The 13,606-nt window shown below is 62.5% G+C and carries 10 protein-coding genes and 2 riboswitches; of the genes, 4 read left to right on the plus strand and 6 right to left on the minus strand.

The window, feature by feature from the left end:
* Positions 1 to 20: 20 nt before the first annotated feature.
* A riboswitch (SAM riboswitch) is annotated at positions 21 to 111 on the minus strand.
* Positions 112 to 268: 157 nt separating this feature from the next.
* Positions 269 to 817, minus strand: coding sequence for a TetR/AcrR family transcriptional regulator (locus tag ACED88_RS03250; protein ID WP_449108683.1), 549 nt, complete (start codon positions 815 to 817; stop codon positions 269 to 271).
* Between the two features lie 230 nt (positions 818 to 1,047).
* Between ACED88_RS03250 and ACED88_RS03255 the strand changes: the two genes are divergently transcribed.
* Positions 1,048 to 2,748 (plus strand): substrate-binding domain-containing protein, encoded by a 1,701-nt coding sequence (locus ACED88_RS03255; protein ID WP_449108684.1) that lies wholly within the window; start codon positions 1,048 to 1,050, stop codon positions 2,746 to 2,748.
* 228 nt (positions 2,749 to 2,976) lie between these two features.
* Here ACED88_RS03255 and purH read toward each other — a convergent pair whose 3' ends face one another.
* Together purH and purN are read right to left on the minus strand one after the other, a co-directional pair.
* Positions 2,977 to 4,593 (minus strand): bifunctional phosphoribosylaminoimidazolecarboxamide formyltransferase/IMP cyclohydrolase, encoded by a 1,617-nt coding sequence (gene purH / locus ACED88_RS03260; RefSeq protein ID WP_449108685.1) that lies wholly within the window; start codon positions 4,591 to 4,593, stop codon positions 2,977 to 2,979.
* Positions 4,594 to 4,720: 127 nt separating this feature from the next.
* Positions 4,721 to 5,299, minus strand: a complete 579-nt coding sequence (gene purN, locus ACED88_RS03265) for a phosphoribosylglycinamide formyltransferase (protein WP_449108686.1) — start codon at positions 5,297 to 5,299, stop codon at positions 4,721 to 4,723.
* Positions 5,300 to 5,410: 111 nt separating this feature from the next.
* Here purN and ACED88_RS03270 point away from each other — a divergent pair, with 111 nt between their 5' ends.
* On the plus strand, positions 5,411 to 5,824 hold the full coding sequence (locus ACED88_RS03270) for a hypothetical protein (RefSeq protein ID WP_449108058.1): 414 nt from the start codon (positions 5,411 to 5,413) through the stop codon (positions 5,822 to 5,824).
* Between the two features lie 194 nt (positions 5,825 to 6,018).
* Here ACED88_RS03270 and ACED88_RS03275 read toward each other — a convergent pair whose 3' ends face one another.
* Entirely contained in the window at positions 6,019 to 7,845 is a 1,827-nt protein-coding gene (locus ACED88_RS03275; protein ID WP_449108687.1) for a cell division protein PerM, read from the minus strand.
* 112 nt (positions 7,846 to 7,957) lie between these two features.
* Between ACED88_RS03275 and ACED88_RS03280 the strand changes: the two genes are divergently transcribed.
* The gene (locus ACED88_RS03280; protein ID WP_449108688.1) at positions 7,958 to 8,731 is read left to right on the plus strand and encodes an SDR family NAD(P)-dependent oxidoreductase; all 774 of its coding nucleotides are present in this window, start codon (positions 7,958 to 7,960) and stop codon (positions 8,729 to 8,731) included.
* A 211-nt stretch (positions 8,732 to 8,942) separates the two neighbouring features.
* On the opposite strand, the gene ACED88_RS03285 is transcribed toward ACED88_RS03280, so the two are convergent.
* Both ACED88_RS03285 and ACED88_RS03290 read right to left on the minus strand, forming a co-directional pair.
* On the minus strand, positions 8,943 to 9,374 hold the full coding sequence (locus ACED88_RS03285; protein ID WP_237197002.1) for a plasmid stabilization protein: 432 nt from the start codon (positions 9,372 to 9,374) through the stop codon (positions 8,943 to 8,945).
* A complete protein-coding gene (locus ACED88_RS03290; RefSeq protein WP_083091505.1) occupies positions 9,371 to 9,586 on the minus strand; it encodes a nuclease PIN in 216 nt (71 codons plus the stop codon). Before ACED88_RS03290 ends, ACED88_RS03285 begins: the two co-directional genes overlap by 4 nt.
* Positions 9,587 to 9,621: 35 nt before the next feature.
* Positions 9,622 to 9,749, minus strand: a riboswitch (SAM riboswitch).
* 150 nt (positions 9,750 to 9,899) lie between these two features.
* Here ACED88_RS03290 and ACED88_RS03295 point away from each other — a divergent pair.
* A complete protein-coding gene (locus tag ACED88_RS03295; RefSeq protein WP_449108689.1) occupies positions 9,900 to 13,604 on the plus strand; it encodes a DEAD/DEAH box helicase in 3,705 nt (1,234 codons plus the stop codon).
* Positions 13,605 to 13,606: the final 2 nt, after the last annotated feature.

Here is a 13,606-nt window from a genome sequence, read left to right on the forward strand (position 1 = left end):
TATTTCAGAGAGAAACGGAGAACCCATCGGTTCTGGCGGTAGCACCGTGCCCGGTAGGGCTGGTTGCTGCGACGTCTTCGAGCCAGATCTCTCGGTCGCTCTTGATGGTGATGTTGCTAGCCTATGGGTTAGGCGAAAGCTGTACCAACTTTTTAACCTTGTGCGACCTAATATGTCCTGTCTTACTTTTTATGACGCCTTATGCAACAACAAAGACAAACGGACGCCGGTGAGCAGCTCACCGGCGTCCGCGCAGGAAAAAGGGAGGCTAGGCCTGCCGCAAAATGGTGCGGGCAAATTCGAAGTAGCTTTCGGCGTCAAAGTCGCGCACGGTGCTGGCCTGCACCACAAAGCCGGTCAGCACAGACAGCACCGCCGAGCCCAGCATCTGTAACCAGGTTTCTAGCTCCGAGGGGGAAAAATCGAGTTCGGTCTCAGCCCAGGCCCGGTAGCTCGCTACCACGCGGGAGCGCAAGAGGCCCAGCTGTTCATCCACGACCTCAGCGACCTCAGGTACCGTCACGGCCTCACCCCAGGTGATCGCCAAAAAACGCGTGAGCTGCTCGTCGTCCCGCAGGGTCACCAGACAGCGCTCCACAAACTCCCAGGGCAGCTCATCGCTGCGCGCCTCAAACTGAGAGAGGTCTACCCGGGCAGCCGCAGCCATAATCTCGGTTTTCCCCGAAAAGTGGTTATAAATCGCCCCGGCAGATAAGCCCGAGGCCGCAATCACCTCGCTCATCGACGCCTGCTGATACCCCTTCTGCATAAACACAGCGCGGGCAGCCGCAACAAGCTCGGCACGACGGGAACGCATATACTCTTCACTGACTTTCGGCACCCTCCCATTTTAAAGCACAGCAGCCCGCCGCCACCGTCCTATAAACCCCGTCACCAACACCCCTTTCTTGCTACACTAAAGGGCGAACCAGCGGCGCTACCCAGCAGTAGTTAGCCGCGCATGCGAGTGCCTCATCAGTCGCACCTGCTGAGGGACCCCCGCTCGCACACCCCACCGCACAGCATTAGGGAAGAGGCACCCACCCCATGGTGAACACCGCCAAATCGCGCCGTCAAGAGCGTATTGAGAAGCAGAAGAAGAATAGCCGCAAGTGGATTGCAACCGGCGCTGCAGCCGTGATTTTGCTCTGCGGCGGCGCTATCGCCTACACCAACATCACCTCTGATAGGGAACAGTCAACGACCAGCGGCCAGACCGTTCCGGCTGCCTGCTCAACCACCCAGGCTGTCACCGTGGCCACCACCGAACCTATGGCAGCAGCGCTGAAGGCTATGCCCGTGGACGAGGACACCTGTATCACCCTCGACATCACCACCAATAAGACCGCCAGCGATGTACTCACCGAGTCAACCAGCGGCACAGCAACCACCAACCTCTGGATTCCTGACTCCACCACCCGCGCTGAGCTGGCCATGAGCGAAGCTAATACCGGTCTGACTCCCCTTGCGGAGTCCCTTGCCCAGACCCCGGGCGTCATCGTGTCAGAAGATAACACCAGCTACGGCACCTGGCTCGAAGCCCTCAAGGCTGAAAACACCGTCAGCATGGGTGACCCCAAGGAGGACTCCGGCGCTTTCGCGGCCCTGCTCGGGGGTATCTCTGAGGCGTCAGCGGGTACCGTTAGCGTTGAGGACCTCACCGGCGGCACCGCCCTGCGTGCCCAGAGCATCGGTGTAACCGAGGCTGCCCAGAGCGCCACCGAGCTGCTGACCGATGTGGATAATGGCACCAAGGACGCCGCGATCGTCACCGAGGCTGACTACGCAGCCTATGCCTCAGCCCACGCAGATTCCGGGCTGACCGCGACTGTGCCCGGCGACGGCTCCTTTGCTCTCAACTACCCCCTCTACCAGGCGTCCTCCAGCAATAACACCACTATCGATGAGGCTGCCCAGCAGATTATCGACTTCATGGGTAGCGAGGACGGCAAGCAGGCCCTGGCAGCTGCTGGCTTGCGCGCAGCGGACGGCCAGGAGCTAGAAGGCGAGTACAGCGTCGGTAGCTTTGCGGAGCTGACTCCCAGCAACCAGGATGTGCTCACCCAGGTCTGGACTTCTTACTCTCTGCAGTCTGCGCCGCTGAATGCTCTGGTGGTGCTCGACGCATCGGGTTCCATGCTGCAGCCGGTAGAAGGTACCGATAAGTCCCGCATGGATATCACCGTTGAATCTGTGCTAGCTGGCTCCCAGCTCTTCCCTGCCCGTGACTCTATGGGTCTGTGGAAGTTCTCTCGTGACCTTACTCTGCCCGACGGTTCTGTTTCTGACTACCAGGAGCTGGTACCTGTGCGCGGCTTTGAAGAAACCGTAGACGGTAAGACCCAGCGGGTGCTCCTACAGGAGGCTGGCTCGGGTATTGCCGCGACCATTGACCCCAACGGCTTCACCGCCCTTTATGACACCACCCTGGCTGCCTTCCGCTCCGCTAAGGAGAACTACGCCTACGGTTCGGTAAATGCCGTGATTGTACTGACCGACGGTGAAAACTTTGATGATGGTTCAATTAGCCAGGAAGAACTGATTTCTACCATTCAGGCTGAGCAGGACCCTGCTAACCCGGTCTTCATCATCATGATCGGTATCTCTGAGGACGCCGACATGAACGCCCTGACCACCATCGCCCAGAGCGTCGGCGGCGAGGCCCATATGGCGTCTTCCCCCACCGACGTGCAGCGCATCTTCACTGAAGCCCTCACCGGCGTCTCGGACGCAGCTGCGCAGCAGTAGGGTTCTTCACATAGCACGATAAAAGTCCGCCCCTCCGTATGTGGAGGGGCGGACTTTTATAAGCATTTTGGTTCCCGAAAAGATAGGGCAGGCTCATAGCGAAGCTGCTGGCTCCGGGGCTGGCGTGAATCGCGCGTGAGCGTCAGCGAACCTGCGAGAGGGTCGGCAGCGAGCATGAGCCTGCCCTATCTTCGTCACGAATAAGCTAACCTAACTCGTTTGGAAGCCCTAGTGGAAGAAGTGACGAGCTCCGGTGAAGTACATAGTCACTCCCGCTTCCTTGGCGGCAGCGATGACTTCTTCATCGCGGATGGAGCCGCCGGGCTGTACGACTGCGCGGACGCCGGCGTCCAGGAGTACCTGGAGGCCGTCGGCGAAGGGGAAGAAGGCGTCTGAGGCTGCGACGGAGCCGCGGGCGCGTTCGGCGCCTTCTGCGAGGGTGTTGGCGCGTTCGACGGAGAGGCGGCAGGAATCAACGCGGTTGACCTGGCCCATGCCGATGCCGACGGCAGCTCCGTCGTTGGCGAGCAGGATGGCGTTGGATTTGGCGGCGCGTAGGGCCTTCCAGGCGAATTCGAGGTCGGCGAGGGTGGCTTCGTCGGCGGCGTCACCGGCGACGAGCTGCCAGTTTTCGACCTTGTCACCGTCGGCGTGCAGGCGGTCGGCGTCCTGGAAGAGGGCGCCGCCGGAGACCTGGCGGTATTCGATGGTGTCGCGGGCGAAGCCTTCGGGGAGCTGGAGGATGCGCAGGTTCTTTTTGGTCTGCAGGATTTCCAGGGCTTCGGGGGCGTAGGAGGGGGCGATAATGACTTCGGTGAAGATGCCCTTGACGGTTTCTGCCATGGCTGCGGTGACTTCGCGGTTGGCTGCGATGACGCCGCCGTAGGCTGAGAGGGGGTCGCAGGCGTGGGCCTTGGCGTGGGCGTCGGCGATGGGGTCGGCTGCGTCTGCTGCGTCTGCTGCGCCGACGGCGATGCCGCAGGGGTTGTTGTGCTTGATGATGGCGACGGCGGGTTCGTCGAAGTCGTAGGCGGCGCGTAGGGCGGCGTCGCCGTCGACGTAGTTGTTGTAGCTCATAGCTTTGCCGCCGAGCAGTTCTGCCTGGGCGATGCCGGGGGTTGCGGCGGGGTCGACGTAGAGGGCGCCTGCCTGGTGGGGGTTTTCGCCGTAGCGCAGGGATTCGGAGCGTTCGAAGGCGAGTCCGGCGAAGGGGGGCCAGTAGTTGGCGTCTTCGTCTTGTTCGAACTGGGCTGCGGTCCAGGTGGCGACGGCGGTGTCGTAGGCGGCAGTGTGGGCGAAGGCGGCGGACGCCAGGCGGCGGCGTTCTGCCAGGTTGAAGCCACCGGCCTTGGCGGCTTCAACGACCTGGCCGTACTTGGCGGGGTCGACGACAATGGCTACGGCGTCGTGGTTCTTGGCTGCTGCGCGCACCATGGAGGGGCCGCCGATGTCGATTTTTTCGATGATGGCGTCCTGGTCTGCGCCGGAGGCTACGGTCTCAACGAAGGGGTAGAGGTTGACGACGACCAGGTCGAAGGCCTCGATGTCCATGTCTTTGAGGGTGTCGATGTGCTCCTGCTTGCGGCGGTCTGCCAGGATGCCGGCGTGGACGCGGGGGTGCAGGGTTTTGACGCGGCCTTCGAGGCATTCGGGGAAGCCGGTGATGTCGGAGACTTCGGTGACGGGGACGCCGGCTGCGGCGATGGTGGAGGCGGTTGAACCGGTGGAGACGATAGCAACGCCGGCTTCGTGCAGGCCCTTTGCTAGGTCTTCGAGACCGGTCTTGTCGTAGACAGAGATGAGGGCACGCTTGAGCGGTACGCGGTCGAGCTCAATGAGACTCACAGATTAACTCCGTTTCTTTTGCTGCCGGGTTGGGCCGGGTCAGCAGGTGGTTACGTGGGTGTGAGTCGTTTTGGTAAGGAGCCCCGACCCTAGGCCCAGCCCCGTGGTACGGGGCTAAACTTGTGGGTTAGGCGGGTTCGCCGTTGAGGTCTTGGGCCAGGCGGGCGATGGTTTCTACCAGGAGCACTCGCTCTTTGACCTTGATGCGCTCGTGCAGGGTTTCTTCGGTGTCGTCATCGAGGACGTCGACGGCGGCTTGGGCCAGGATGGGGCCGGTGTCGACGCCGGAGTCGACCAGGTGCACCGTGAGCCCGGTGACTTTGACCCCGTGGGCAAGGGCGTCGCGCACGCCGTGGGCTCCTGGGAAGGACGGCAGCAGGGCGGGGTGGGTGTTGATGATGCGGTTTTTGAAGCGGTCAACGAGCTGGGCGTCGACGATGCGCATGAAGCCGGCGAAGATGATGTAGTCGGCGCCGTAGCTGGCGATTTTTTCTTCCAGGGCGCGGTTCCAGGCTTCGCGAGTATCGTAGTTGGACGGTTCTACGAGGAAGGTCTCGATTCCGGCTGCCTCTGCTCGTTCGATTCCCAGGCAGGGCTTGTCGGCGCCCACGGCCAGGACCGTGGCGTTCAGGTCGCCGGCTGCCACGGAGTCAAGGATGGACTGTAAATTTGTGCCCGATCCGGACACCATCACCACAATGCGCATACAGGAAAGTTTATCGTATGCGAGCGCCAACACACTGCCGCGTTTTTATGCTGAGACACCGGTAGTTTGCGCTGTTCGAGGCTGGCGGCAGGGCGCGGTAAGGTGGTAGGTATGTCTGACACCGTGCGTCCTTCCACCCAGCTGCCCTCTGACCGTGTGCTTGAGAATATCAAGGTGTGGTCCCGCCTGTCGTTTTTGGCGATGGTTGCTACGGTGGCTAGCACCTCGTACCCGGGCTGGTTTGCCGCGGTAACAGCAGCTCTAGCGGTACTGACTTTCACTCTTGCCACGGTGACCCTGGTGAAAATGGCGAGGGCTAAGTTCCCCGCTTTTTCGGTGGTACTCATGGTCATGGTGATGCTCTGGTCGCTCTTTTTGGGCTTCGCCGCGCTGGTTCAGCTGATTTTTGTGGACGCCACCATCGCCTATGCGGAGTGCTTGCAGCAGGCTGTGACCCTGAGCCGCCAGCAGCAGTGCACCTCGCAAATGAGCGACGGCCTGCTGCAGCAGCTCATGGGGCAGTAGGTTTTGAGTAGTTACCTTATACGCAAAGGTGGCCCAGACTCACGCTCGCTGCCGGCCCTCTCGCCCGGTTCGCTATCGCTCACAAGGGCGATTCACGCCCCGCCTTGCGGCGGATTCCGTTCGCTCTTGTGTGCTGACGCACCCGCTCACTCCATCGAGCCAGCAGCTTCGCTGCGAGTCTGGGCCACCTCTTACTAATCTTCAGTGTCCTTGCCCGTACCTTCTGCCAGCTCTTCAAGTCGTTTTTGGCGGCGGGCACGCAGGGACTTAGGACGCTTCACCACGGGCCGGAAGGGCACAGCGGGTTCTTCAGTTTCAGTCTCGGGTGTAGCCTCTGCTTCTGCTTCGCTAGATGCGGGTTCTTCAGCTTCGTTTTCAGGCGCTACTTCCTCAGTCTCAGGAGCAGCTTCATCGCTCTCGGCCGGCTCGTCGCTCTCGGCCGGCTGGGTCTGCTCACGGTCAGCCATGATGCGGGCCAGCGCCAGCGCAGCGGCGCCCTTCTCACTGGAGGCCGCAACCGACCCACCCTCTGCGGGGGTCTTGCCACCCGCGTCCTGAGAATCCGTCTCTTCCTGCTCTTGACTGGCCTGCTCGGTATCGGGCTGGGCGGCGTCCGGCTGGTCAGCCCCTGCCTTTTCTGCCTTGCGCTGGGCGCGGGCCGCTGCCTTCTGGGCCTTAGCCTCGGCGCGGGCGGCACGCTTCTGTTCGCGGGTGGGCTTGGCCTGGGCAAAGCGCTCCAGTTCACCGGAGGTGTCGCGCACCAGCAGGTGGGCAAGGCCCAGCCCCAGCATGGTACCGGCCGCCAGCAGCACGGCAGAGAAGGCCCCAAAGATGAGGGGGTGCGGGCCGATAGCCGTGAAGCGTCCCAGCCCCAGTGACCCGTTAGCGGCCCAACCCAGCAGGGTGGTCAGCAGGAAGGTCGGCAGCAAGGTCAGGACGGCAAGCCCCAGGGTAGAGAGGGGCCAGGACAGCCAGCGGAAGCGAATCTTGAGGGAAAGCCACTCGTCAAAGTGGTTTTCACCTTCGCGGAAGAACCACCAGCCGCCCAGGGCACCTGCGGCTAGGGGCACAGCAAGGGCCAGGTAGCCCCAGGGTTCGGACGCGTGCGGCAGCGCCCCCAGCACCGGCAGGGAGGGCATGACCCCCACGTTGGTGCCGGTCAGGTCAACGGAGGTGCCGGTGCCCAGGGCAAAGCCCGCGCCGGAGCTCCACGCCATGGAGTAGACCACCAGGTTCACGAGCAGACCCAGCTGCAGCAGGGTTAGGGCTAGGCCGCCGACGGCACCAGCGTGCAGGGTCTGATAAAGGGAGACCACGTCGTCCCAGTGCCAGAAGAGGGTGACGACCAGCAGCAGGGCGCCACCGGCTACAAAGGCCAGTACGCTCACCAGGGCCGCCCTCAGCAGGGCCCAGACGTAGGAGCCTGCCCAGCGGGAATACTGGCTGAATTTCTTCACCCAGTCAGCCGCGTTCACACCGATCATGGCGGCTAGCGAGCGCGATTCGGCGTACCCGCCCAAGATGATGCCCAGGGTAGCTACCCAGAGGGGTACCAGTGCGGCAAGGACGGGTGAGGTGGAGAAGAAGTCGTTGGTGGATAGCAGGCTCACCCCGGCGCCCACCACGGCGTAGGCGAGAAGACCACCGGCCAGGGGTTGCCAGAACTGGCCCTCGTAGCTGGCGCGGGCCAGGCGGCGGCCGGAGCGGTAACAGAGGGCTAGGGGGATCAGTGTGAGGCCCAGGGGTACCAGGCTCATGGTTCCGGTCACCGCTGAGAAGACCCCCTGCTCGGGGATATTCATGTTCAGGGGAACGCCGTGAACCAGTAGCCACAGGTGCCCGGCCACAGAGACAGCACCGGCTAGGGTACCGCTGCTGTTGAAGCCGTTGGTGTACCAGACCGCCACCAGAAGCAGGACGACGGTGAGGTAAGAGGCCAGCGCAACGAGGGCAAGTTCAACTGAGCCCTGCAGCCACAGGGGCATAGGGAGGGAACGTTTGGGGTGAGCGGTGGTATTCATCGTCTTTCATCATGTCATGTTTCTCTGTTGTGTGCCTGATGGCTCCGGTATACAGGGTAAGAGTGCGGTGAAGATAACCGGCCCAGCTCGCCCCGGCTGTAGAGTGGGAGCCATGAGCAGTGAAACTTCGTATGTGATGATCACCGGCGCTTCGGCAGGTATAGGCGCCGAGTTTGCCCGCCAGTATGCAGCAGCCGGGTACAACCTGGTACTCACCGCCCGGCGGGTCGAGACTCTAGAAGACCTAGCAGGCCAGCTGCGCGACAGGTACGCGGTAGATGTTGAGGTAATCCCTGCCGATTTGCTGGTGGAGCAGGACGTCGCCCGCCTAGTTAAGCGCCTACAGCAGGTTGAGCGCCCCGTTGAGATACTGGTCAACAACGCGGGTTTCGGTCTCGGCAAGAGCTTTGATGCAGCACCCGTAGAACGCCACCTAGACCAGGTCGACGTACTGGCCAGGGTCCCGCTCCAGCTCATGCACACGGCGATTGTTGCCATGCTGCCGCGCGGGCGGGGCCGCATTATTAACGTTGCATCAGTGGCAGCCTTTACCCCCGGCGGCACCTACTCAGCGGTTAAACGTTTCCTCGTGGTAGCCTCAGAATCGGCCCACCTGCAGTATTCACATCGGGGTATCCATGTAACGGCCCTATGCCCGGGTCTAACCCGCTCAGAGTTCCACGACGCCATGGGCCAGGGCGAGCCCCGCCTACCGGACTTTTTATGGCTGAGCCCCCAACGGGTTGTTGCCGAAGGTATCGCTGCGGTCACGGTAGGTAAGCCGATCTGTGTGCCGTCCTTACCCTACAAACTAACGGTCGCAGCCGCACGGGTGCTACCCCGCCGGCTGGTGGCAGCTGCGATAGCGAGAACGCGAGACTATTAGATAAGGTTCCGCAGGCTCACAGCGAAGCTGCTGGCTCGGATGAAGTGAGCGGGTGCGAGCGCGCGAGCACGCAAGAGCGAACGGAATCCGCCGTTAGGCGGGGCGTGAGGGTCAGGCTTGCGCCTATTCCGCCCGCAGATTTGTTTCCTCGCGCGCTCGGAATCTGCTGGGCTCCATCGAGCGTGAGCCTGTGGAACCTATGTTGCGGGCTCTAGTCTTCCCAGGGATCCACCGCCGGGACGCCCCAGGACTTATAAATCTCGGCCTTGCTCGAAATAATCTCAAGCTGGTGGACGGTCGCGGTGGCAGCCATCAGGCCCTCAAGGGCTGCTGTGGCGAGGGGGGCGGGGCGCTGCCCACCCACCAGGTGGAGATGCTTCTCGGCGTGGCGTCCGGCCCACTCCAGTGATACCTTCGCATCGACTTCTAGTACGTGAGAGTCGAAACGATCCATGAGCTCAGCGAGCCAGCGTTCGGTTTCTGGGTAGGGGTAAAGCCCCTTGAGTTCACCGAGGCTGAGCACCGAGATGTACATGGTGCGGTAGGAGCGGCGGCGCAGGCAGTTCACTACCTGCGGGTGCGGGTTGGCCTTGCGGATCTCAGCAAGGACATCGGAATCGAGAAGCAGACCTACCTGGCTCATGCAGCTTTCAGAACACCGTACTCAGTTGCAGGGATACCGCTGGGGTTGGGGGCCAGCAGGAAGTTGAGGAATTCGCTGCGCTCGTTGGAGATGCGGGTGTAGTCCTGGATGCTCATTGCGGTGTAGCCGCCGCGGGCGGGTACAGAGGCAGCAGAGATGTTCTTCTGAACGGTGATGTGAGGACGGTGGGCGTGAGGTCGAGCGTTTGACATGCCGTCGTTGCGCGTAAAGTGCGCATTCCTTTCGAAACTTGCTCTTGCCTGCACCAAACAGCGCCGAAATGCGCGATGCAGACCGCTTCGTCATCCGAGCCACCCGTGAACATGGGGTTGGCGTTCAACCAAAGTCGGAGCTTGACAGTTGAATCTCTTGAAGCTGGTAAAAGCATAACCCGCTGTTGGCGCTTCTGTAAACACCGGTCTCAGAAATTTTTCTTACTGTGACGAACCAGCCCGTGGGCACTGTGGGTAAGGCGGTGCGATACGCTAGAAGACTAGGTATTTGCTCTGTTGTGAAGGTGCGCCTGTGTCTACTTCTTTCCCTGAAATCCCGGTGACAGCCCCCGCCATTATTCGGCAGGTGGGCTCTGGTGCCTACACGCGGGGGCAGCGGTATATGCGGGAGGGTAACGTCATTCGTTACACCTATGACGAGCAGGCGCGGGTGCTGGAGGGGCAGGTGGCTGGCTCGGGTTCTGCCCCCTACACCGCGAGGGTGGCCTTCCCCGCGGAGGTCACCGCAGGCTCCTATGCTTTTTCGGCGACCTGTTCCTGCCCGGTGGCCCACAACTGCAAGCACGCGGTGGCGCTGATGCTGACCGCAATCGACCGTACGGCCAAGGCCAAGCGGGCTATGACGGCATCCTCAAGTACCTGGAAGACCACAGCGAGCACCGACGAGAAGGTACAGGAAATCCTGGAGATGGCCGATACGGTGGGCCTGCAGCGGGCCGCGGATTTGCTGCGGGAACACCGGGGTGAGCAGGCGAGTGCCGGTACCGAAGAGCAGGCGGACGCCGGTGCTCGGGCTGGGCAGTCCCTGCCGGCTTGGCGGCGGTCCCTGGCCCACTCTCTTGCTGCCCGCCCCAGCTACGATAGCCGCAATCACCGGGTGACCGGTGCCCTTGATTTGCGTCTGGTGGTGCCCGGTAAGTACGGGTGGACCAAGAACATCGGGGCGCCCCGCGTATCGCTTGAAGCCCGGCCCCTGATGATGGGGGCCCGCGGCAAGTGGATTAAGGGCGGTTTGAGCTGGGAGAAGTTTTCGGGCTCTGCCGCCGGGTCGGCAGGAACCGGTCTGCTCCCCGAGCACGCGGCCTGGTTCAATGAGTTTTACGCGGTGATTCGGGGCTCCCAGTCCATCTATTCCTCCCACCGCGACTGGGCTTCTATCTCGAATGTGGATTCTTCCCTGCTCTGGCAGATGCTGGAATCTGCTAGCGAGGTGGGTCTGTCTGTCCTCTTAGACGGCAAAGAAACCGGTCTGACTATCGCGAGCGCTCCCCAGGTTGAACTGGCCCTTGAACCGGTACCCGAGCGGGGGTCGTCCGCCGATGCCCTGCGCCTGACTCCCCTGCTCCGCTGGGGGGCCTACACCCTGCCCGCTAGTTTTACCCACAAGCTGGGCAATAACCGGCAGGGCTTTATCGCCCTGGGCGGGGCGGCCCAGGAGGCCTATGTGAAGGCTGCAACCGCAGCCCGCTGGGAGTCCACCCTGCCCTCGGCTCTTGCCCAGGCTGAGGACGTAGCGCCCGCGGACCGCCCCTCCTGGCTCACCGCCGACTCCGAGCTGGTGCTCATTCCCCTAGCTGAGCCGCTGGATGCGGTTGCCGAATCCCTGATATCCGGTGAGCCGGTCACCGTTCCGGCTACCGATGTCCCCGCCTTCTTTGCCGACTACTACCCTGCCCTCACTCGGGCACTGCCCATCTCAACGAGCAGCGAAGATCTTGAGCTGCCGGCCGTCCGCATGCCCACCCTGGTGCTGAGCATTGCCTTTGACGAGCCGGGCCCGCCCTTCACCGCCCATACCGGCTGGCACTGGGAATACCCGGTCAACCCCACCGGCGATGACAGTGATTTTCTCAGGCTTGATGCCCTGGGCTACCCCGGCGAAGACCGGGCCGATGTGCGCGATACCGCCCACGAGTACCGGGTGCTCAAAGAGGTCAAGAGGATCCGCCCGGGCATTCCCTTCACACGCCACTACACCGAGAACTGGGGCACCCGCACCCTGCTGGAAACCTACCTGCCCGACTACGAGCAGATTGAGGGTGTGCGCGTTGATGTGACCGGGCCCCGCCCCGAATTCCGCGAGCTCGATGAAGCCCCCGAAATCATCGTAACGGTGGATGACACCCGTCGCCGCGACTGGTTCGGCTTGGGCGTTGCTATCAAGGCCGGGGACTGGCATGTGGCCTTCTCCGATGTTGTTGCCGCCCTGGCTAAGGGCCAAACCCACCTGCTGCTCGGTAACGGCCAGTACTTTGCGCTCGACCGGCCCGAGTTTATGAAATTACAAGAGCTGCTGCGCGAAGCTGCCCAGCTCACCGACAAGACCGGCCCGCTCGAAATCAACCGCCATCAGGTGGGCCTCTGGGAAGAACTCGAAGAGTTAGCCGCAGAAACCCAGACCGTGGCCGCCTGGGATGAGCAGGTCTCTGCCCTACTCAACCTCGATGACCACTCCCCCGCCGACGTGCCCACCACCCTGCAGGCAACCCTGCGCCCCTACCAGGTAGAGGGCTACCAGTGGCTGGCCTTCCTCTGGGAACACGGCCTGGGCGGGGTGCTGGCCGATGACATGGGCCTGGGTAAAACCCTGCAAACCATCGCCCTCTTCCTGCACGCCCAGCAGAAAAAGCAGGACGCCGCCAGCCCGCTGGGTGCCGCCCACCAGCCCGGCACACCAGAAGGTGGGGCGGACGCGTCCTCCCCCTTCCTGGTGGTCGCCCCCACCTCGGTCGTGCCCAACTGGGTGCGGGAAATCAAGCGTTTTGCCCCCTCCCTCACGGTGGTGGGGGTGGAAGAGTCAGTGCGAAAGTCGAAGCGGCGACTGGCCGATACCGTTGCCGGAGCCGATGTTGTGGTGACCAGCTACGCCCTCTTCCGGCTCGATGAAGAACACTACTTTGAGATGGGTAGTCAGCAGACCTTTGAGGGGCTGGTGCTCGATGAGGCCCAGTTCGTCAAAAACGCCAAAACCAAGGCCCACCAGGCCGCCCGCGACCTGCCAGCCCGCGTCAAGATTGCGGTCACCGGCACCCCCATGGAAAACAACCTCATGGAATTATGGTCCATGTTCTCTATTGCTGCTCCGGGGCTCTTCCCCTCGGCCCGCGCCTTTAAGGACGTCTACGCCACCCCCATCGAATCAGGGGAAGAGACCAAGGCCCTGGGCAGGCTGCGCCGCCGCATCCGTCCGCTCATGAAGCGCCGCACCAAAGAACTGGTGGCCGCCGACCTGCCCGAGAAGACCGATATGCGTATCGATGTGCCCCTGGCCCCGGCCCACCGCCGGGCCTACGACACCCACCTGCAGCGCGAGCGCCAGAAGATCCTGGGTCTGCTGGAAGATATCGACAAGAACCGCTTCACCATCTTCCAGTCCCTGACTACCCTGCGCCGTCTGGCGCTGGATGCCACCCTGATTGACGCCGAGCGCTACGCCGGGGTGGAGTCGTCCAAGCTGGACTACCTGGAGCAGAACCTGCCCGAAATTATCCACGACGGCCACCGGGCCCTGATTTTCAGTCAGTTCACCGGCTACCTCAAAAAGGTCGCGGGCAGGCTCTCTGACCTGGGCATCCCCTATCTTTACCTGGATGGCTCCACCCGAAACCGCGGGGAGCTCCTTGAAGAGTTTGAGGCGGGCACCGTCCCTGTCTTCCTGATCTCCCTGAAGGCAGGTGGCTTCGGCCTGAATCTAACCAGCGCCGACTACTGCTTCATCATGGACCCCTGGTGGAACCCGGCTGCCGAGCAGCAGGCCGTTGACCGCGTGCACCGTATCGGGCAGACCAAGAACGTGATGGTCTACCGCCTGGTGTCGGCGGGCACCATCGAAGAGAAGGTCATGGAACTCAAGGAGTCCAAGGCCGCCCTCTTTGATGCTGTGGTCGATGAAGGGGCCTTCTTTGCTTCCCAGCTCACCGCTGCCCAAATCCGCGACCTGCTAGCGGCCCCAGAACCTGAGCAGGGCACCGCCTTGGCAGACAAGAAAGGAGAGTAAGC

Source organism: Rothia sp. 11273D007AR, from assembly GCF_053547255.1.